We start from the raw sequence: 20505 nt of genomic DNA, 5'->3' as shown, positions 1-20505 counted from the left end.
TAAATTATTTGAAAATAGTCAACTATGAAAAAGGATCAAACATTCGACTGGAAGTCGCTTGAAACAAAACTGAATGCCGGTTTACAACAGGCGCATAACCACATTCATTTGAACGATACCCCTTTTTACCCCCTCGCTTTTCACGCTGAAATGCCCGAAAATCATGCATTTGAAAATGGCCATCTGTCATTCCGTTTCAGGGATTTTTCCATGCGTGCGCTGAACAATACCACCCTGAACACCGCTGCATGCAGCTATAACGATCATGAACTTACCATAGCCATGCAATTGAACGATGCCGCTTTAAAAGGCCGCTATGAGATCAATACAAAATATGCCGGCAAAATAACCCTGGATACCGGCGGCAATATGCGCGAACTGGAGGTAAAATATGACCCGCGCACCAGCGGGGAAGCAGGAACCTCAGACAGTGGCGTACCGCCTTTGACGCAGGATGAAGTAGATGCCATGGTAACCCAGGCCCGCAATCAGCGCGACCCCATTCAGGGTACTACGCATGGCCCGGCGCTGATGTCGACCTATAACGAACACAGTGAATCGTATAATACCGCATTTGTAACCAGCGCCCGACTGAGAGAGTTATGGTCAGCAGGCGGCGCCACTACACAGATGTCGAGAGATACGCACGATGCCCTGAACAATAATACAGTTGTCAATTCGTCCGACAAGGTTTATGCCAATGGCAACACCTATAACTTCAATGCAGCTTCGCAGCAAACAAATATTGCCTTTGCACTCAGAATAATGTCCATCCAGGCCAATAATGAGGGTAACACCGCGCTGGGAACAAAATATAACAATGCAGCGAAAGCAGCAGCCAGTTTTAAAGAAACCGTCAATCAAACGGGAGATGGCACCCAGCCGGCCCACCTCACCGGTCCACAGGTATACGACAAACTGAATGATACCACCCTGAACATGATACACCTGAGTGACGAACAATTCAACAACATGATAGATCAGGCATACGATGAAAACACCCAGGAAGGTGGCGCCGGTATGGCCGCCATGGAAAAAGGCTGGCGGATCTTAAGTGGCGAAGAACGCAAAATGATCAGGGAAAGGATGTTCCTGTTCCAGGAAGAACTGACTGCCATCAAAGGCATACAACCCGGGCTGTTGTGGGCCGGTGATTGCCAGGCTAACCTGAACGGACTGGAAGCTGTGGTTACCTTAACCTATAACAAGCAAACTGCCGGCTGGAAAGTGAAAACGTCGCAGGTTACCTTACCCGGTTTTTATATTGAAGTGGATGATAAAAACTGGACGGGCAAAACCGCCGGTATCGTACGTGAGCGCCTGGCCAACATGCATTTTGTAAAAAGTTTATTGCAAAGCAAAATACAAACAGGCATTCAAAGCATGCTGGAAAAAGTGGTATTGCAATCCCTGTTACCAGCATAGTACCACATACCATACAACAAATACAGAAACAGTGGCAAACGATCAATACGAAATAGACGTTCCCCGGGCAAGTACATTGTACGCAGGCGACAAAGGGAAGTTGAACCCATTAAACCATATCCTCGAAAATTTGCTGGCACAGGATATAGCCAGCTTTGAGGAGACCCTTAAATCCGCCCTTGAACCGCAGGCCAGGCACCTAACAGATACCGAGCACCAGATTTATAAGCGAGGCAAAAAAATAAGACCGGTTATGTTGCTGTTAGCGGCCCGGCTGTTGCGGGGCGAAGAGGAGCTGTCGCATAAGGTAATAAAAGCAAGCGCTTCGCTGGAGATGCTGCACGTGGCAACACTTATACACGACGACATCATTGACGACGCCCTGTTACGCCGGGGGCTTTCATCGGTAAACGCCAAAAGAGGCACCAATGCGGCGATCCTGGTGGGTGACCTGCAATTTGTACAGGCCATCAGGACCTTTGTAGATGCCGTTGAAACAAACAGCGAAATGGGCCTGGTTAAGATGGTGCTCGATACCGCCTTCAAGATCTGCACCGGTGAGCTCGACGAACTGGAAACAAATCCCAACTGGAATTTAGTGGCCCTTCGCCAACGCTATTTCGATGTTATAGAAAGAAAAACAGCCATCCTGTTCGGACTGGCCTGCGAAACCGGGATGGCGTTAGCCAAAGCCCATACAGGCGAGTCAAGAAGGATCGGGTTTTATGGCCGCCGCGTGGGCAGGGCTTTTCAGATCATGGACGACCTGTTCGACTTTCTGCAGGATGAAGCCGATTCAGGAAAACAGGTGGGCATTGACCTGGTGCGCCGCAGGATAACCTTACCCATCATTTACGCCATGGAAGAACTGGGCGCTTCGCATCCATTAAGCCAGATAATGCGCGGTGACATACAACCGCCTGATGACCTCAGCCATGTGATCATGGCTATTAAAGGAACCCAGGCCATTGAAAGATCGTACGCCGATGCCCGGTATGACGCCCTGGATGCCCTTGAATATTTAAAACATTTTCCCCAAAACAGGTACAGAGACGCCCTTGAGGAAATAGCGCTGTACACTGTTGACCGTAAAATTTAAACAATTTATTTATGGGAGGCAATTCAAAACTATTTGCATTCATTTTTCGCACTATAAAAACTTCGGCCAATGATCCGAAGTCGAAAAACTTTCTTCCGGTAATGCTGGGCAACATCCAAAGCGGCGGTGCACCGCTGCTGCCCCTGAAGGAAGATTACTGGACAATAGGAAAACTGGGCGGCGCCAGTGGGTTGGCCATCGCGAAGAATATCGCCAATCAATATTACCAGATCTATGGTACACCGGTGATTCCCTGGCCAAAGGACCCGGACCCTTCACTGGATCTGAAAGATCCCAAAGGCGTTATTAAAGTTATCATCAACGGCCTTGAAAATGTATATGTAAGCGACTTTACCAATTACGATTACGACGAGGCAAGCGCTGCGGTAACGGCGGATATCAAAATGCAGTTCAATTACTGGACGAAGAACCCCGGTGGGTTACAGCCAGGACAAAAAATTACGCCGTTGTCGTTAAACGTCCCGTTCATCTTAACACAAAACCTGTGTTTATCCAACAGCATCGATGATTCAACCTGCATCGATCCTTCGGCTGCTCCCGTACAGATCGTGGGCGAAGGAACTTTTTCGGCAGATATTACCCAGTTGAATTTTAACGCTTCCCTGAAAATAACGGTAGCCCCCAACCGGTCGGGCATAAATCTGGCTATCACCAAAATAGCGCTGGTGACAACCGGCAGCGGCGCGCCGCAGTTTACCAATATAAAAGCGCAGCTCACTACTGAATCTGAGTTCCAGGAAATTATTTCAGATCTCATTACATCCTTCATGAGCGCCGGGGATGCCAGTAAGGCGGTATTTACCCAAATGGAGCAATCCCTGAACGGAGCAGACAATATCAATGCGATCTCAAATACCCTGAACACGCAGACAGGCAATTTCCTGGACGCGCGTTTAGGAAAAGTAACCGGAACATTGCCGGGTGATGAAGGACAGCTATCTACCAATAAAGTGGACCTGTATCTTTTTGACAGGATCAGGTATTCACTGAACAACCCGGGCAGCGACTGGTATGTAAAAAACCTGTTGGACAATTATAAAAACCCGCCGTTGAATCCGTTCAGGCCCGAAGACCTGAACTTAGGGTCTTTCGATCTGTTTGCCGGGTTCAAGCTCTCGAATGTAACCTTGTCGAATGTTGTCATTACCGGTTTTCCCAATTCAACCGTGCCGGCAGCCAGTATGATCCTGGCGCCGCCCAATCTGCGAATTGCATTGTTACTGGGATCTTTAAACGCCGGAACTACCGCTAAGGCCGATTTCGCGGCCACTTATCCTGGCGGCAGCCTGCAATTCGGCATTACAGTAACCGTACATTCAGTTTCGCTGAGCGCGGTTATAAACCCCGATGGTGACGATGCCAATCAGCTGGTAGTAACGTTTAAATCCATCGATTTCCAGGTGCCTGATCTAAGCGCTTTGCAGATCGCTCTTTCCGATCAAACGGGTATGGCCCCTGCCGTGCAAAAAGTGCTCAATACAGCGGAAGTTCAGCAAAAAATAGTAGCTGCCATCAAAGGCCAGTTCAACGACCATCTTAAACCTATCAGCGGGGAAGTAACCACACTGATCAGGAAGTTGATGAATCAGCAATTGGGCGGCAATTAAACCGGTGACCAAGTAAACAAATACGGCAACCATTAAATACCATATTAACCATGGATAAAGAAACCTGGCGAACCTATGTTGAAAAATACAAAGGTGCATTTGTTGTTTGGGTCGATCAAAGCACCGATTCACTGCTTAAAGCCTACAATAGCAAAGGTGTATGTTTTGCTATGTCCATTGATTTTGCGACGGCTTACCAGGCCGGGCAGCCCGGCCCCTCCAATTTTGTTAACGACATCCGCTATGCAACGAATCGCTATCCCAATAAAAGCCGCATTCCACCCAAATACATCGAGATACAAGCGGCAGCACAAGCCATGTTTGATGAATACAAGCTCGATCTCGACCTGCTGCAGCTGGAGCTGGAAATTGCTGAAAAAGATGAGATACCCGCACAAATAGCAAAGATCAGACAATTCATGAACGACCGGATCAAACAACAGTATGGTCCGGGTATGCTCACGCATGAAGAATTCAAAGAAGACAATGCGCTGGCTTCGATGGAAATATTGCACCGGATAAGGGCCAATGTAGCAAAAAACGGCCCCTCCTACTTTCTTATTACCATGAGCGGCGCTAAAAGCGCTCATGTTGTATCATTCGGTTACCGGCCTGATCTGTCGGGGTCTGACAGATTTCCTGCCCTCTACGAGTTTTTCGATGCCAACCTCGGCTATTTTGTTTTCCCAACTGAACAAAGCCTGTCCGGTTTTTTCAATGTGGAGGTGTGGGCCGAAATATACGGCAATAAAGATTATTCCAAATTCGCCATAACATCATATCCCGCTAAAAAGGGAAAACGATAAATGGTGTACACGCAATGAACCAACAAAATCATTTAACCTATAATGCGCCAGGCTTATGAAAAAGAAATTAACAACGCCGGCAGATAACCCTATCCGCACATTATTGCAGATTGCAGACGACGGCACCATTCCCGGCCAAAAGATCATCATCGATGGCAGCACCCTGCAATCGCTCGATGCCGCCAACCTGGTACCCGGGCTCATCCGCTACGCATACAATGACCAGCCCATTGAAATTATCAATGCAAAGGCAAACCCCGTAAGTGAGGGAGCGGCGGTTGTGATCAGCGGCACCGGCGGATTCAGGTTAACGCCAACCAGCGTTCCTGTAACGCTTACGCTTACCCTGGTACAGGGAAATGTGCAGGCGCTTTTCAGCTATACAATGATCGGCTCAACACCACCGCCCAAAAGGTGGAAATTCTCAGATAGCTTTCCCAACCTGCCAACAGTTTATGATGCATCTCAGCCCGGCTCCGAGCCAACCAGTCCGCTCGACGCACTGGAGATGACCAATGCACAATTCCTGGTTTCAACCAGCGAACAAACGATTGCAGGCCAGGATGTGATCGGCGGTATTAACTTCTGGGCCGATCTAACACCAACCGGTATTTTAAGCGTGTTTGAAACGCTCATCGGCAGCAGCGGTGAACTTATAGTACAGGGAACTATCAATCTTCCCTATGACGGATCTATTACCCCACCGTTGAAACCCAATCAATTTCCCTGGGACATGCAGGGCGCGGTGCCGGGCATTAACCTGAAAGCCGGGCTTACCAACGGACCGTTTAGCCTCGGCAGCATGAGTTTCTCCGCCGATTTTTTCAGGCTGTATAGTCCAGCCAGCAACGACTGGTTTGGAAAGAACAGCTCCTTTACACCAACGGTTGCTTATACCGGAACCTTTGCCATCCCCAGTGCCAAAGCGCAAATAGGGGTTACCGTGGTAACGCCACCAGGCGCAAAAGCAGCCCAGCTGATTGCCAACTTTGAGAACTCCCCCATTGGCAATTTCAGCGACCTGCTTGATATATTGGGAATAGACAATGTTGTAAGTACTTTTCCCGGCAAGGTTCAAACCGGTGATCTTGGTGGCCTGGGAATTAAATACGCCAGTGTAACCATCGGGTATGACAAAGGATTGGATGTAAGCGCCGCCTCGATATCGATTGGGATGCCAAAGCTGAACTGGAATATCTGGCCTGGTTATTTCGAGGTTAAATCGGCATCTGCAACATTGTCGGTGCAAAACCCGTTCAATTCAGCAACCCGTGCGATTGACATATTGCTACAGGGCAACGTTGAGATTGCAGACACCCCGGTTAATATCTATGCTCAAAAATCAACCGGCTTTACAATAATGGCTTCAGTAGCCGAAGGATTCAATGTACCGTTGTCATCATTGATGACTAAATATGCGCCCGGTATTCCACCGGTAAGCGATCTGTCGATCGATACCGTTGCGCTGACCGTTTCACCGGGAAATTATTATTCCTTTATACTGCAGATGGCGCAGCAGCCAAAGCCATGGATCATACCCCTCGGTGTAACCGAATTAACATTCAGCAATGTAGGTATGTTCCTGCTGAAGCCTTCATCGGGCGATTTGTCGGGCACTTTTTTTGGAACCGCTCAAATTGCAGGGGTAACGTTAGCGGCTAATTACCAGATCCCGGGCGATGTGATCATCAGGGGTGATTTCCCAACGGTGTCACTTACCGATATAGTGTCTTTTCTTATTCAAAAACAAATCGATCTGCCCGGCGGGTTCGATCTCACCTTTACACAATCTTATATCCTGCTTACCAAAATGGGCAGCGATTATAAAATGGAGCTCGGCACCATCATTGATAAAATCGGCAGCCTGGCATTTGTGATTAAAAAAGGTACTGGCGGCTGGGGCGTTGCGGCCGGGTTGCAAATAGAGCTGAATCAGCTCGGCAACCTGGAAGGCGGTGTAGCTGACAGTGTGAACGCATTTACTTCGTGGTTCCCGTTCCAGACGTTTACGCTGGCCGTCTCCACATTAAATGATCAAACATTTACCTTTCCGGGTTTTGAACAGTTTAAACAACCCAGTCTGGGCAAATCAAAGATCAGTCTGCCTGCCATTGCACGTGGCATTCAGCCCGGTTTCTTTTTATATACCAGTACGGTATTTACCAAAAAGAACCATATCATGGGAGCCCTGATCGATTTGCTGAAGATACCCGAGGGTACACAGCTGGATGGGTTTGTAGCCTATCTCACGCAGAAAGAACAATTCCAGCTCGGCGTATCGCTCACCACCTTTCTTACACCTGAAAAAGATGTGAGCCAACGAACATGCGCCGGGGCACTTGGTTATAAGAATACCTGTTTAACCGGAACCATTATGGTGATCGCCGGCGGTGGTGACGGGTTTGCGTTCAGTTTGGCAGCTTCGCTGAAAACAATCCTCGAAGGTAATAATCTTGACTTCGATGTAATACTTGCGGTAGTGGCCAATGGCGTATTTGTATCAGGAACACTGAAAACAGATAAACCTTTACCTTTTGGCCCCTTACAGTTGGGCGGTTTGGCACTCGAGCTCGGTATTTCATTCGAGGGATTACCTAGTTTTGGATTTGCTGCGCAGCTGATGGTAGAAAACCTGTTCGACAGCACCCTGGCGGTATTGGTCAATACGGAGAACCCGGCCGAAAGTATGATCGCAGGCGCCTTAAGCAATATTACACTGGGAGATGTTGTTGACAAACTCGCAGGTGAATTGAATGAAGAAATCCCCGCTCCCCTGAAGTCGGCATTGGATGAAGTGGCCATCAAAGGCACCAAAAACGGCGCCTTTACTATTCCGAAAAATGTATCGGCAACACTCGAAGATGCTTTAAAGAATTTCAAAGGCGAAGTAATACAAAGCGATTTCGTGAATTATGGTAAGCTGGAAAACTTTCCTGCCACGAGCGAGGGGATGATGATCTTTAACGATTCAGATAATGGTAAATGGTATATAACCGAACAGGCAGGCTCAGGCGCCAGCTCAACCGTAACGCACTGGCAACTGGTAAAAAACAGCAAACAGGAAATTGAGGTGTCGCGGGAAGCCCAGTTCTATTTTGTACCATCGCCGGCAGGTGTTTCCATAGGCACCTTCTATTATCCGCAGGGCATGAAGATCAGCGGCAGCCTTCGGATCTTTTTATTCAAATTAGATACTGATATCGAGATCGTATTGAATAAAGGGATCAGGGTAGATGCACAAATGGATAAGATCAGCCTGCTTAACGACAACTTCTTCAGCATTGCAGCACTTGAAGGAACCGGCGGACCGCAGGTATCTATCGCTACATTCACCCAGCCCAATGCACCCGAAAAATTTCAAAAGCCACACTTCTTTATCAATGGTAAATTAACCATTCTCGGGGCAGTCCAGGGCATATTTGTTGACATCAATGAAAGCGGCGCCAGCTTCCAGGTAACAGGATCTTCACTCGGCGGCATCTTTAAAGGAAACCTGAGCGGCAGCTTTACCGCCGAAATGTTGTCGGTTACGGGTAATATTAATGTTGGCATCGGATCTATTGACCTGGGCCCACTGGGAACATGGAATATAAATACCGGCGTGTATGCATCGTCGAATATCTATGCCGACCTGCAAAAGGGTGACTTTGGCGCTAAATTCACTGCCGGCTTTGAGTTGGCAGGCAATTCATATTCGATCGGCGACATCAGTCTGGATGCGAACGCTGGTAAACTGGCCGATCTGGCAGGCAAATGTTTCGATGCGGTGAAGGACTTTCTTATTAAGCTGTTCACTGATCCAAAGGCCTGGGCCGAAATGGCGGCAAAAGTGCTTGGATGGATTGAAGATAAGATCAGGGGCGTATTGGAAGGCACATTTGGACTTCCGCCACAGGCAGCTGAAGCCATACTGGCTGTGTTAAGTGCTTTCTGCCCTATTGTTACTGCCGTGAATTTATTGGGCAATTAGTCGGGTAGTTTTCTATAGATCCTGCAAAGTTAACTCTGCAGGATCTTTTTATTTCGGCCGGTTAATTATCCCGCTGTATACGTAAAGCTGTGGATAATAACTTCCACCTCTTTGCCGTCAGCAGGTGCATTTCCGTCAAACAGCCACAGGTTCATGTGAATGGGCATGCCCAATGTACTGATGCTGTTTGCAGGTGAACTACAGGTAGCACTGGCAAACAGGTTGGTATCATCGTTATAAAAACCGCCCAGGCTTTTAAATACTACCGAACCGGCGCTGCGTTTAAAACGATGCGTAGTATAGGTGCCACTCAGTGCCATGTTCTTCGTGTACGACCAGTTGTTACTGCCACCGGCAGCAGGCCATACCGTGTAGTTTAAGTTTGGCCACGCGTTGTTGCCCCAACGTGCAAACTCAATGTCCATTTCATCGAACCCATCATTGCCGGAGTAATTAAACAATCCCAGTACAATGTTTTTGTCGAATTGGTCAATGGCCCCTTCTACCTGCCATTGGTAAGTGCCATAGCCAAAATTTTGATTGCTGTAAATTTCAGCACAGTTCCATTTACCGGTAGTGGCGTTTCTGGTGATCTTTAAATGTAACCAGCCGTTGGCATCAACCCAGGCATTACTGCCGTTGAAAACGTTAGGCCCCGGGCCCTCTGTGGCTGAACCGGTGTTGCGGATGGTCCAGGTATAGCCGCTGAACTGAACGGTAGTGGAAGCGCGGGCTTTGGCGGCGGCTTCGTTTTGTGAAGAAGAGGAAGTAGCATTGTCAGTTGCTGAATTTTTTTTGCAACCTGCGGCAAGCACAACAATCGCCATTGCATAAACGAAATTCTTCATAAGGTAAAGTTTAAATTAAAAAAAGGATACATGATTGTACCCTTTTAACCTTCCCAAAACAATGCCATTGTTTGTAGTAACAGATGCTAACCTTTTTTCAGCAGCGACAATGGTGGATAAAAATAAATGACCGGTGCTTTTTATTATTTGATCTTGCTTCTGATTACACCTTCTATGTAGTTAACCAGGTCTTGCTTTTCGTCTTCGGAATAATCGCGTTTGCTATTCTTTTGCAGGAAGTGGTCTGCGATTTCACCCGGCTCCTTATTTTCAATGTAATATAAGTGTACAATTTCATCAACAAACTTCTCGATCAATTCTTTGAACTTACTGGCTCTTTTCAGTGCATCCGCATCTCCGTTAATTACCTTCAATCTTTCCCAGGAAGGTAAATTAACTGTCAGGTATTCAAAGCCGGCGCTTACTTTTTCAATTCTATCGGGAGGTACTTTCCCTATACCATTGCAGTAAGCGCATTGTCCCGGCGTCCAGTATAATTCCTTTTGAAGCCGCTTTATATCATCTAAGTCAACGTGGCCTTTTCCCAAACATCTTGGGCAGTCGACCATATTGCTGCGAAAGATCCGTTTAATAAAATTCATGGAAGGAGTTTTAAAGCTATCATTTTAACGTTAACTCAAATGTATTAAATACATGCTAAATACTAAACTAATTGTATTAGCACCTATTGCTCCTCTTGCTCACTAAGAACAACATTTTTTTGTTATATCCGACATATGAGTTCAATTGAAATTTATAATTCCTTCCTGGCAAATAATGCACTATCCGCTCCCGAAAAAGGGTGTTTTCACGGGGGGTGTGCCTTATAATATGTAACTAACTTTAATACCCCTTTTCCAACCCGGCCGACCTTCAGGCCACGCGTCCTGTGGCCAGGCAACTATATTCTCGAACCGCATCAAAATTTATTTATGACAAACTCATCAGATCATTCTTTTAATGATTTGTACAACACCTTAATGGAGTACAATTTTCTAAAACCTGCCGTGCCGGCTTTTGGGAAAGAACCGGCATTGGATAAAGTAAGATCACTGGTGAATGCAGGTGGCCTGCAACTGCCTGCTCAATTCCGGACAGCGTATTCAGATCCGCTTGAACACAGATTAACCGGATTGTTTGAAAGGTTAAAGGCAGGTGACAGTGACTGGGTGAACACGCTTGAATCATTGACCGGTTCTGTATACCAGCAAATGCCCGGAAAGATGACCGCCGATCTGCATCGCTTCCTGGCTGTGATCTCCAATTTTTATCGCTCCTTCCTCGATAGCTCCAAACGGGTGCGGCTTAATCTGCCCCTGCTGGAAGTACTTCCTCCTCTGGCCGTTTTTCAATCTGATCCTCAAAATGGCCCCTTCACCATTACGGTAGAACAGGTGAAGAGCATGATTGGCGGCTGTGTGGGCGTAGTTAGTTTGCCGGCTACGTTTGCAGGCCATCCGTTCCTGTATGGCAGTCTGGCCCATGAAACCGGGGGCCATGATGTATTGCATGCCAACCCCAAATTGCTGCCTGAGATCAGGAAAGGCGTTTACAGCCTCTTCACCGGCAATTCCGACTGGCAGGGCGTGTTATGGGATTACTGGATGGATGAAGTGGCTTCGGACGTATATGGTCTGTTGAATATTGGCCCATCCTTCGGCGTTAACCTGGCTGCGTTGTTGGCTGTTTTCATTGGCCAGTTTGCCAAACAGCCGCCTAAATCGCCTTTATTACGCACCTATTCAGGTTCAGACGGGCAGGGGTATATGGATGATCACCCAACCGATATCCTGCGCCTGGCCCTTGCACAAGGCGTTATAGGCGCCTTAAAAGGATTGACACCGGCTATTGCCAACCGGTACATTGCACAACTGGACGAGCTGGCAACAATTTGTGCGCCTGCCGCCTCAACCGTTGAGCTGGAAGGATTTGCCAGGGTGAAATCGGGCAAAACAGTAAACTTCAATAACAGTGTGCCACTGGATCAAATGCAGCTGGCTGCCCGTAAGGTAGGGAACTATATTGCAACGGCGGCCTTTGATGCGTTGGCCGGTCACTCTATCCAGGACATAGAAACCTGGGACGATGCGGATGAATCTGCCGCCTCACACATAGCATCTTCCCTGCTGGCAGGCAATCCTGTCAACGGAGCCGGGGATGACGCCCAGATCATTGCCGGCATGACCCTGGCCTTATTACAACAACCAGGCAATTACCAGAAATTTAATGAGCTGGTGAATGCGGCGCTTGATGATAGTTTTAATCATGATCCTTACTGGGCATTACCAAGCGGTAAGAATTTTATTCTCCGGTCAACCCGGAAATTACCTGCCGCTGCATCAGGCATCGATCCTTATGCAGAACGGATCATTGACTATAACCCGCTCGATGCCGACTTTAACCTGATGTTTAACCTGGGCATTGTTACCAGTCACGCTATTAAACCCATTCCATGGCCGAATAAAAGCAACACCCCGCAGATCGTTAATTTCACGCCAGTGCAGGGCGCCCCTTTGCCCAAATGCGATTGCGTGCTGATTACCTGGACGGCCGCCGAAGCCAATGCCATGGCCGCTGCACTTACCCCAGGTTATGTGGCCATGCCGCCAACCGGCCATACCGGCAATCACGTGTGGTATAAATACACCCATAAATTTTCGGAATATGTTCCCGGCCTCACCGGACATTCACCTTCGATGCAATCCCAGGACCTGGGTAAATATTTTCTGATCTCATTGAATGGAAAGAAAGTACTCTGCTTTAAAAGTAGTTTACATCTGGCCCGCGACGGACAGTCCATGCCTGTTAAGGACCTGTTTAAACAAATTGCAAAAGAAACAGGCGCTTCCCTGATCATTACTACGGGTACTGCGTGCGCTATTGGATCAAAATTTATTCTCGGTGATGCCGTTATTGCTACCACGGTAAGGTTCGATTGCATGGGCCGCTTTAAAAACGAAAGCTTCAATGGCAAGACCTTCAATAGCAATTTCAAGTTTAACAATGGTTCTATTATGGCAAGAACAAATGGCAAATTAATAGGCGCCAATGCCAGCCAGCTTCCGGCATCTAACAGGGCCCCGAAAATATTTTATGGAGATACCGTTCTTGGTGAACCGAATGTGGTGGTAACAACCGACATCTTTGCATACGACGATGCCACCAATCATTATGGGCTGCAGGGTTTGGGATCGATGGTTGAAATGGACGATGCGGTATTAGCCCTTGCCTGTGAGGAATTGGGAAGTAAAGCGCCTCATTGGCTGTCTATCAGAAACGCTTCCGACCCGCAGGTGTCTGCCACATTCGATAAGGACCAGGCAGCGAAGATCTATGAAAAGTATGGTTACTGGACAAGCCTTACCAGTGTGATTGCCTCCTGGGCTTGTGTATTGGAAATGCAATAATGAAACAATAAGACTTTCGGCAAAACAAATGCCTCGTTAGATGACGGGGCATTTTTATAATACCTATTTTTGTGTGGCTATTTTACAACAGAAGGAGTGTTATGAAGAAAATAGGTTTTTTATCATTCGGACATTGGTCCAACCGTCAGGGCTACCAAACCCGTACGGCAAGTGATACCTTGCTGCAATCCATCGATCTGGCCGTTGCTGCTGAAGAGATCGGTTTAGATGGTGCGTATTTCCGGGTACATCATTTTGCCGCGCAGTTAGCCTCGCCATTTCCTTTGCTTTCGGCCATTGGCGCCAAAACAAGCAAGATAGAGATTGGAACGGGGGTTATCGACATGCGTTACGAAAATCCCCTTTACATGGTGGAAGACGCCGGAGCCGCCGATCTGATTTCCGGCGGACGATTACAATTGGGGATCAGCAGAGGTTCACCGGAACAGGTAATCGATGGCTGGCGTTATTTTGGATATGAACCTGCTGAAGGTGAAACCGACGCAGATATGGGGCGCAGGAAAGCGTTGGAGTTTTTAGATAAACTCAAAGGTGTTGGATTTGCACAACCCAACCCCTATCCCATGTTTCCCAATCCACCAGGCTTATTACGGGTAGAGCCCTACTCCGAAGGACTGCGGGAACGCATCTGGTGGGGAGCTGGTTCCAATGCCACCGCTGTTTGGGCAGCCGAAAACGGAATGTACCTGCAAAGTTCTACCCTGAAGTTCGACGAAAGCGGCAAACCTTTCCATATACAACAGGCAGAACAGATCAGGTTGTACAAAGAAGCCTGGAAAAAAGCAGGACATCAACGTGAGCCAAGGGTTTCGGTGAGCCGGTCCATTTTTGCATTGGTAACCGATCAGGACAAATATTACTTTGGGCAGGAAAACAACAGGCGCGACCAGATTGGGGTTCTTGAAAATGACAGGCGCGCCATTTTCGGAAGAAGCTACGCCGCAGAACCGGATCAGCTTATCAGGGAGCTATCCCAGGATGAAGCCATCCAGGAAGCGGATACGCTCCTGTTGACAATCCCCAACACCCTGGGAGTTGACTACAATATTCACGTGCTGTCTTCTATTTTGAAATACGTTGCACCCGGATTAGGTTGGCGTTAAATGCTGAGTCCGGTAAGATAATACAGGTGTCCGCCAGCTGGCGGACATTTTTTATTTAACGGTGTGCCAAGCCCGCCCGTTGTAAGGATAACAACAAAATCACGCCATTGTTTTCGATAAAAAAGATAGTCATTAACCTTGTGATAAGGACCGGTATTTGCGCACCTTCGTCATAATTGTATCACTCAACTCAGCAAAACGATGCGCACATACGTACTATCTTTTCAGCAGATCGACCACACCATATTGATGACCACAGGTGGTAAAGGCGCCAACCTCGGTGAGCTCTCCTCAATAGCAGGCATCCAGGTACCCGATGGGTTTTGCGTTACGACCGATGCGTATAAAGAAGTAACGGAGAACAACACCGCACTGAATAGCCTGATCGATGAACTATCAACTTTACATGCTGAAGACAGGTCGCGCATCAGCAAGGTGAGTGCAACCATCAGGCTGTCTATTGAAAACATACCCATTCCCAAAGAGATCGAATCAGCAATTGCAGCATATTTAAATGAACAGGAGTCATACGCAGTCCGCTCCAGCGCCACCGCCGAAGACCTGCCAACCGCTTCCTTTGCCGGTCAGCAGGATACGTATTTAAACATCATTGGCAAGCAGGCCATTCTGCAACACATCAGTAAATGCTGGGCGTCGCTGTTTACCGAACGCGCGGTCACCTACCGCATTCAAAACGGGTTCGGTCACCGGCAGGTACACCTGGCTGTGGTGGTACAAAAAATGGTGTTCCCGCAAGCGGCTGGTATACTGTTTACCGCTGATCCTGTAACCGGTAACAGAAAAATGGTATCCATAGACGCCAGCTTTGGCCTTGGCGAAGCGCTCGTGGCCGGGCTGGTAAATGCAGACAACTATAAAGTACGTAACGGCCAGATTATAGATAAAAAGATCTCCAGCAAAAAGCTGGTGATTTACAGCTTACCAACTGGTGGCACCAAAGAACAGGCTATTGAACCTGCACAGCAGAACAGGCAAACATTAACTGACGAACAAATCATAAAACTAGAGCAAACGGGCCGGAAGATTGAAGCTCATTTCGGTTCCCCACAGGACATTGAATGGTGCCTGGCAAACGACATTTTCTATATTGTACAGAGCCGGCCAACCACTACCCTGTTTCCCATCCCGGCAGCCAATGACACGGAGAACCATGTGTACGTATCTGTAGGCCATAACCAAATGATGACCGATGCCATGAAACCGCTGGGCCTGGCTTTCTGGAACATCACCACACCCCGGCCCATGGCTATTGCAGGCGGCAGATTGTTTGTTGATGTTACCACCCTGCTGGCCTCGTCCGCTACCAGGGAAACGATCCTGAATACCTTTGGGCAGGACCCGCTTTTAAAAGACGCACTCATGACCATTTTAGAGCATGGTGATTTTATAAAACTGTTACCTGAAGGTCAGCCCGGCAAGAGCGAAAAAGCCATTACAACCGTGGGCTTTCGTACCCAGGTGAAAAACGATCCCGCTATTGTTGCTGAGCTGATCCGTAACAGTGAAGCCGCCCTGGAAATATTAAAACAAACCATTCAAACAAAAACCGGAACAGCGCTTTTTGATTTTATCCTCGAAGACATTCAGCAATCAAAGAAAAGCCTGGTAGATACCCAAAACCTGAACGGCATCCTGGGAGCCATGGATGCAGCCATGTGGCTCAATGAAAAAATGTCAGCGTGGTTAGGGGAAATAAATGTAGCAGATACTATTTCTCAGTCAGTACCCAATAATGTTACGTCCGAAATGGGGCTGGCCTTATTGAATGTAGCGGACGTGATGCGGCCCTACCCCGAAGTAATAAACTACTTACAACACACAAAAGCCGGTAACTTCCTGGATGAACTGGTTCAATACAAAGGCGGACAAGAAACCAGGGACGCCATCCATGCCTGGCTTAACAAATATGGCATGCGCTGTGCCGGTGAAATTGATATCACCAGAACACGCTGGAGCGAAAAGCCACTCACGCTGGTGCCGCTGATCCTTGTCACCCTAAGAACAAACGAACCGGGCGCCGCCAAACGGAAATTTGACCAGGGCCTGCAGGAAGCTGTAAAGAAAGAAAAGGAGTTGCTGGAACGACTGACGGCATTAGCGGATGGCGAACAAAAAGCAGCCGAAACAAAAGAGATGATCAGCCTTATCAGGAACTTTGCGGGCTATCGCGAATATCCCAAATACCGCATGGTTAGCCGCAACTTCGTGTACAAACAGGCTTTATTGAAAGAAGCCCAACAACTGGTACAGGCCAACGTGATCCAGGAACAGGAAGATGTATACTTTCTCACGTTTGAAGAATTCCGGGAAGTGGTTCGCACCCATCAGATCGATTACACCCTCATTAACCAACGAAAGAATGATTTCAGATCATTTGAAAAACTAACACCGCCACGGGTACTAACCTCCGACGGGGAGATGCTGACGGGCCGGTACAAACGCGGCAATGTTCCAACCAATGCCATTGTTGGCCTGCCTGTTTCTTCAGGCATCATAGAAGGCCGCGCCCGCGTTATTACCGACCTGTCAGCCGCCGATTTATCTGCAGGCGATATTCTGGTCACCGTTTTTACCGACCCCAGCTGGACGCCGCTGTTCGTTTCTATAACAGGACTGGTAACTGAAGTGGGCGGACTGATGACCCATGGGGCCGTAATTGCCCGGGAATATGGCCTACCTGCCGTAGTGGGGGTTGAAAATGCCACCCGGCTGATTAAAGACGGGCAACGGATCAGGGTAAATGGAACGGAGGGGTATATAGAGATCCTATAGAACCCGGAGTTGACCTGTCAGGTGCACATCGCCCAACTGCTCAACCAAGATGTCAAAGTGGACCTGACAGGTCGTTTATTGCACTATTACAGCGTGGCGGATGGTGGCCGGGTAGCCGCCCTCGTGCCCGTGCCGGGAAGAATCGATGGTGCCCCGGATCAACACGTTCCGGTTGCTCAAACTGTCACAAAGGTCTGTTGATTTAGAGCGCTTTGCCTCCACCCAGATGCGGCCCGTCCAGTCGTATGATTTATTATCGCGAACCGTTTGCACCTCAGGCTGAACAACAGTATGCTCAAAACCACAAACGTAATAGCCCCAGATCTCTACTTTTTTGTTCTGGTAGCTGCCAATAGAATCCAGTAAATGGTCCAATGGAACTTTGGAATATTCGCTTTGCAGGTTTTTAGAATGGCTGCAGGCTTGCAGCAATAACAGGCATGGAATCAATGCCCTGGATATTAAGGATTTCATGATTAAAGGGTACGATTAAATTTCCGCTATAATACACATTTTTTAGCAACGATCAAATGGGGCGCTATCCCCGGAAATTCACGGTTTTTGCATAAAATGCCCGTCTGGCCTAGGTTTTCTATCGCTTTTTTAGTAATTTACTTTAAATGATTGCTCACCAAAACAATGCCGTATGAATAAAAAAGTGGCCGACGTTCTGCTTCGTAAAGGAAGCAATATCACAACAGTTACCCCAGCAACTACAGTGCTGGAAGCGCTCCATATCATGGCCGATCAGAATATCGGTTCCGTGATGGTTTTGGAAGATGGCCACTACCTGGGCATTGTTACAGAACGTGATTATTCGCGCAAGGTAGTTCTCAAGGGAAAGTCTTCTACCGACACAAAAGTATCGGAGATAATGTCTAACGATCTGCCGCGTGTTACTGCACACGATTCTGTTGACTATTGCATGCAGTTAATGTCCGACAGAAACATCCGTTACCTGCCCGTTTTCGACGAAAACGAGGTAACCGGGATCATTTCCATCAATGATGTGGTAAAAGAAACCATCCTGTCACAACAGGAAACCATCACCCAGTTAAAAGACTACCTGCATTCCAGTTTATAAGTGCAGCTGTACGTAATTAAAAGGCCCAACGATATCGTTGGGCTTTTTGTATTATTTTGAGTAAGCCGAAAGCTATAAGGTGAAAGCCTAAAGCAATACACTTCAGCGCGGCAAATAGCTGTATTTGCTTTTTGCTTTTACCTTTAGGCTTTTACCCTGCAACTAAGAACTAAATAACTTATTCTTCGTTTTCCTTTTCAGTTACTACCACCAAATCATCCACCGAAACAGTAATCGGCATCAACCCCAATTGAACTACTGCTTTCTTACCGCGTAACTCTTTAACCTCTCCTACCTGGTGGTTCTTTTTCATCAGAACTTTATCGCCAACCTGTACTTCGCCACCTACCTCATCGTATTTTGAATTGAGCTTTTTCTTTACTTTCTCTGTTACCTGCTTTTGGTGTTGACGGAACAACAACGCGTGCATTTGTTTTATCAGGTCTTTTTTATCATCCTGCGCTTCGGCTTTTTTCCAGTCAAATACCAGTTGCCGCAGCTTGCGTTCCATATCTTTCAGGTAAGCGATCCGGTCTTCGGTAATGCGGTTCTGTTGTTTCAACAGTTCTACCTGCTGCAGGTGGCGCTCTTTGTTGATCACCTCCTTCATTTCCTTTTGCAGCTTTTCATTTTCCTTGATCAGCTTCGTCAATTCCTTTTCCTTCTTCTCGATCTCCCGCTGGTCCTGCTCGGCGCGGTTCAGCAGTTTATCAAGACGGAAATGGTCTTCATCAACCAGGGCGCGCGCCCGGTCAATCAGGCGTTTATCGAGGCCAATGCGTTCTGCAATCGAGAACGTATACGAGCTTCCGGGTTTACCCACCGTGAGTTTATACAACGGCATCAGCGTTTTTTCATCAAACGCCATGGCGCCGTTGATAATGCCAGGTGTTTTATTGGCCATTACCTTCAGGTTCAGGTAGTGGGTGGTAACAATACCCATGGCATGTTTATGACCCAGTTCTTCCATAATCACCTCGGCAAAAGCACCACCCAGGTTGGGATCGCTACCGCTACCCAGTTCATCGATAAAGAACAGGGTTTTACCATTGGCATTTTCAATAAAATGCTTCATGTGTAACAGGTGCGAGCTATAGGTACTCAGTTCAAACTCGATGCTTTGCGTATCGCCGATATGGATCATGAGCTGTTTGAAAATACCAAACACCGAATTGGGATGTGCCGGTACCAGCAAACCGCTTTGGATCATTAATTGTGACAATCCTACCGTTTTCATGGTAACGGTTTTACCACCGGCGTTAGGTCCTGAGATCACCAGGATGCGCCTTTTTTCATCGAGCATCACGTCAACCGGGATGGTTGTTTTCTTCGATTTCTGGTGATACAGGTATAACAAGGGGTGATAAGCCTGGATCAACTGCACATGCGCTTTATCCTGCAACATGGGGAAGTTGCCATTCATATCCAATGCCAGCTTTGCCTTGGCATTAATAAAATCGTATTCACCCAACACCTGGTGCCAGGTTTTCAGCAAAGGCGCGTACATAGCCAGTTTGGCCGTAAGCTGTTGCAGAATGCGGTATACCTCGCGCCGTTCTTCATTCTCCAGCGAATAGATCTCGTTGTTCAGCTCAATGGTTTCTTCGGGCTCGATGTAGGAGGTACGGCGGGTATCGCTTTCGCCATGCAGGATCCCTTTTACCTGCCGCTTTTGTTCTGCCACAATGGCTACCACGCGGCGGCCATTCAGGAAGGCCTCATCGATATCTGCCGTATAACCGGCCTTACTTAATTTTTGAACGATCTTGTCGAACAGGCGGCGCAGCTCGGTACGTTTGCGGTACAGGCTGCCGCGAATGCGCGCCAGGTCTTCCGAAGCATTGTCTTTCACTTCGCCATTCTCCAGCAACACATCATCGATCAGTTCCATGATCACCTTTTCATAGTAGGTGTCACCAATCACTTTTACGAGTGCGGGATAGGCCAGCCGCCGATCAGCATCGAACCAGCGGAAAATGTTTGAAATGCTTTCGGCCAGTTTGCGGATCTGGATAAACTGTTCACCGGTAAGCATGGCGCCGCTAATGCCCAGTAATCGTAATTCTTTGGCCAGGTTCAGCACGTATTCATTAGGGAAATACATGCTGTGCTCTATCAATAATTTGTATTCGTGGCTTTGTTGTAACTCCAGCTCAATAAATTCTTTGCGGGTATGTATGCGCAGCTCCTGCGATTTGCTTTTGGCATACTCCGTTTTACAATGCTCTTCCAGCAGAGCCTTAACTTTATCAAACTCCAGTTGTGATAACGCCGATTCAGGAAAAAACTTCATATAATTAACTCTTCTCGAACCGGCAAAG

At 47.7% G+C, this 20505-nt stretch carries 13 protein-coding genes; 9 read left to right on the top strand and 4 right to left on the bottom strand.

Features of this window, described 5'->3' with window-relative positions:
* Positions 1-24: 24 nt before the first annotated feature.
* Genes NIAKO_RS05160 through NIAKO_RS05140 form a run of 5 tightly spaced genes read left to right on the top strand, consistent with a single transcriptional unit; the run spans position 25 to position 8928 of the window.
* On the top strand, positions 25-1425 hold the full coding sequence (locus tag NIAKO_RS05160; protein WP_014217339.1) for a hypothetical protein: 1401 nt from the start codon (positions 25-27) through the stop codon (positions 1423-1425).
* Positions 1426-1456: 31 nt separating this feature from the next.
* Positions 1457-2524: a polyprenyl synthetase family protein gene (locus NIAKO_RS05155; RefSeq protein ID WP_014217338.1), complete on the top strand. Its 1068-nt coding sequence runs from the start codon at positions 1457-1459 to the stop codon at positions 2522-2524.
* A gap of 11 nt (positions 2525-2535) precedes the next feature.
* A complete protein-coding gene (locus NIAKO_RS05150) occupies positions 2536-4152 on the top strand; it encodes a hypothetical protein (protein ID WP_014217337.1) in 1617 nt (538 codons plus the stop codon).
* A 50-nt stretch (positions 4153-4202) separates the two neighbouring features.
* The gene (locus tag NIAKO_RS05145) at positions 4203-4958 is read left to right on the top strand and encodes a hypothetical protein (protein WP_014217336.1); all 756 of its coding nucleotides are present in this window, start codon (positions 4203-4205) and stop codon (positions 4956-4958) included.
* Between the two features lie 55 nt (positions 4959-5013).
* Positions 5014-8928: a hypothetical protein gene (locus NIAKO_RS05140; protein ID WP_014217335.1), complete on the top strand. Its 3915-nt coding sequence runs from the start codon at positions 5014-5016 to the stop codon at positions 8926-8928.
* A 65-nt stretch (positions 8929-8993) separates the two neighbouring features.
* On the opposite strand, the gene NIAKO_RS05135 is transcribed toward NIAKO_RS05140, so the two are convergent.
* Positions 8994-9776: a glycoside hydrolase family 16 protein gene (locus NIAKO_RS05135; RefSeq protein WP_014217334.1), complete on the bottom strand. Its 783-nt coding sequence runs from the start codon at positions 9774-9776 to the stop codon at positions 8994-8996.
* A gap of 143 nt (positions 9777-9919) precedes the next feature.
* The gene (locus NIAKO_RS05130) at positions 9920-10378 is read right to left on the bottom strand and encodes a hypothetical protein (protein ID WP_014217333.1); all 459 of its coding nucleotides are present in this window, start codon (positions 10376-10378) and stop codon (positions 9920-9922) included.
* Between the two features lie 330 nt (positions 10379-10708).
* On the opposite strand from NIAKO_RS05130, the gene NIAKO_RS36400 reads away from it, so the two are divergent.
* The 3 genes from NIAKO_RS36400 (at position 10709) to ppsA (ending at position 17100) form a co-directional block, all read left to right on the top strand.
* Positions 10709-13183 (top strand): hypothetical protein, encoded by a 2475-nt coding sequence (locus NIAKO_RS36400; protein ID WP_014217332.1) that lies wholly within the window; start codon positions 10709-10711, stop codon positions 13181-13183.
* 101 nt (positions 13184-13284) lie between these two features.
* Complete coding sequence (locus NIAKO_RS05120) at positions 13285-14307, top strand: LLM class flavin-dependent oxidoreductase (RefSeq protein ID WP_014217331.1); 1023 nt, start codon at positions 13285-13287, stop codon at positions 14305-14307.
* Between the two features lie 201 nt (positions 14308-14508).
* On the top strand, positions 14509-17100 hold the full coding sequence (gene ppsA, locus NIAKO_RS05115; protein ID WP_014217330.1) for a phosphoenolpyruvate synthase: 2592 nt from the start codon (positions 14509-14511) through the stop codon (positions 17098-17100).
* Positions 17101-17175: 75 nt separating this feature from the next.
* Here ppsA and NIAKO_RS05110 read toward each other — a convergent pair whose 3' ends face one another.
* The gene (locus NIAKO_RS05110; protein ID WP_014217329.1) at positions 17176-17574 is read right to left on the bottom strand and encodes a hypothetical protein; all 399 of its coding nucleotides are present in this window, start codon (positions 17572-17574) and stop codon (positions 17176-17178) included.
* A gap of 172 nt (positions 17575-17746) precedes the next feature.
* Between NIAKO_RS05110 and NIAKO_RS05105 the strand changes: the two genes are divergently transcribed.
* Complete coding sequence (locus tag NIAKO_RS05105; protein ID WP_014217328.1) at positions 17747-18184, top strand: CBS domain-containing protein; 438 nt, start codon at positions 17747-17749, stop codon at positions 18182-18184.
* A gap of 178 nt (positions 18185-18362) precedes the next feature.
* On the opposite strand, the gene NIAKO_RS05100 is transcribed toward NIAKO_RS05105, so the two are convergent.
* Positions 18363-20477 (bottom strand): endonuclease MutS2, encoded by a 2115-nt coding sequence (locus NIAKO_RS05100; protein WP_014217327.1) that lies wholly within the window; start codon positions 20475-20477, stop codon positions 18363-18365.
* Between the last annotated feature and the right edge of the window lie 28 nt (positions 20478-20505).

The organism is Niastella koreensis GR20-10, assembly GCF_000246855.1.
Classification (GTDB): Bacteria; Bacteroidota; Bacteroidia; order Chitinophagales; family Chitinophagaceae; genus Niastella; species Niastella koreensis.
Note: the sequence above shows the minus strand (reverse complement) of the source record. Positions and strands in the feature narration are given on the sequence as shown.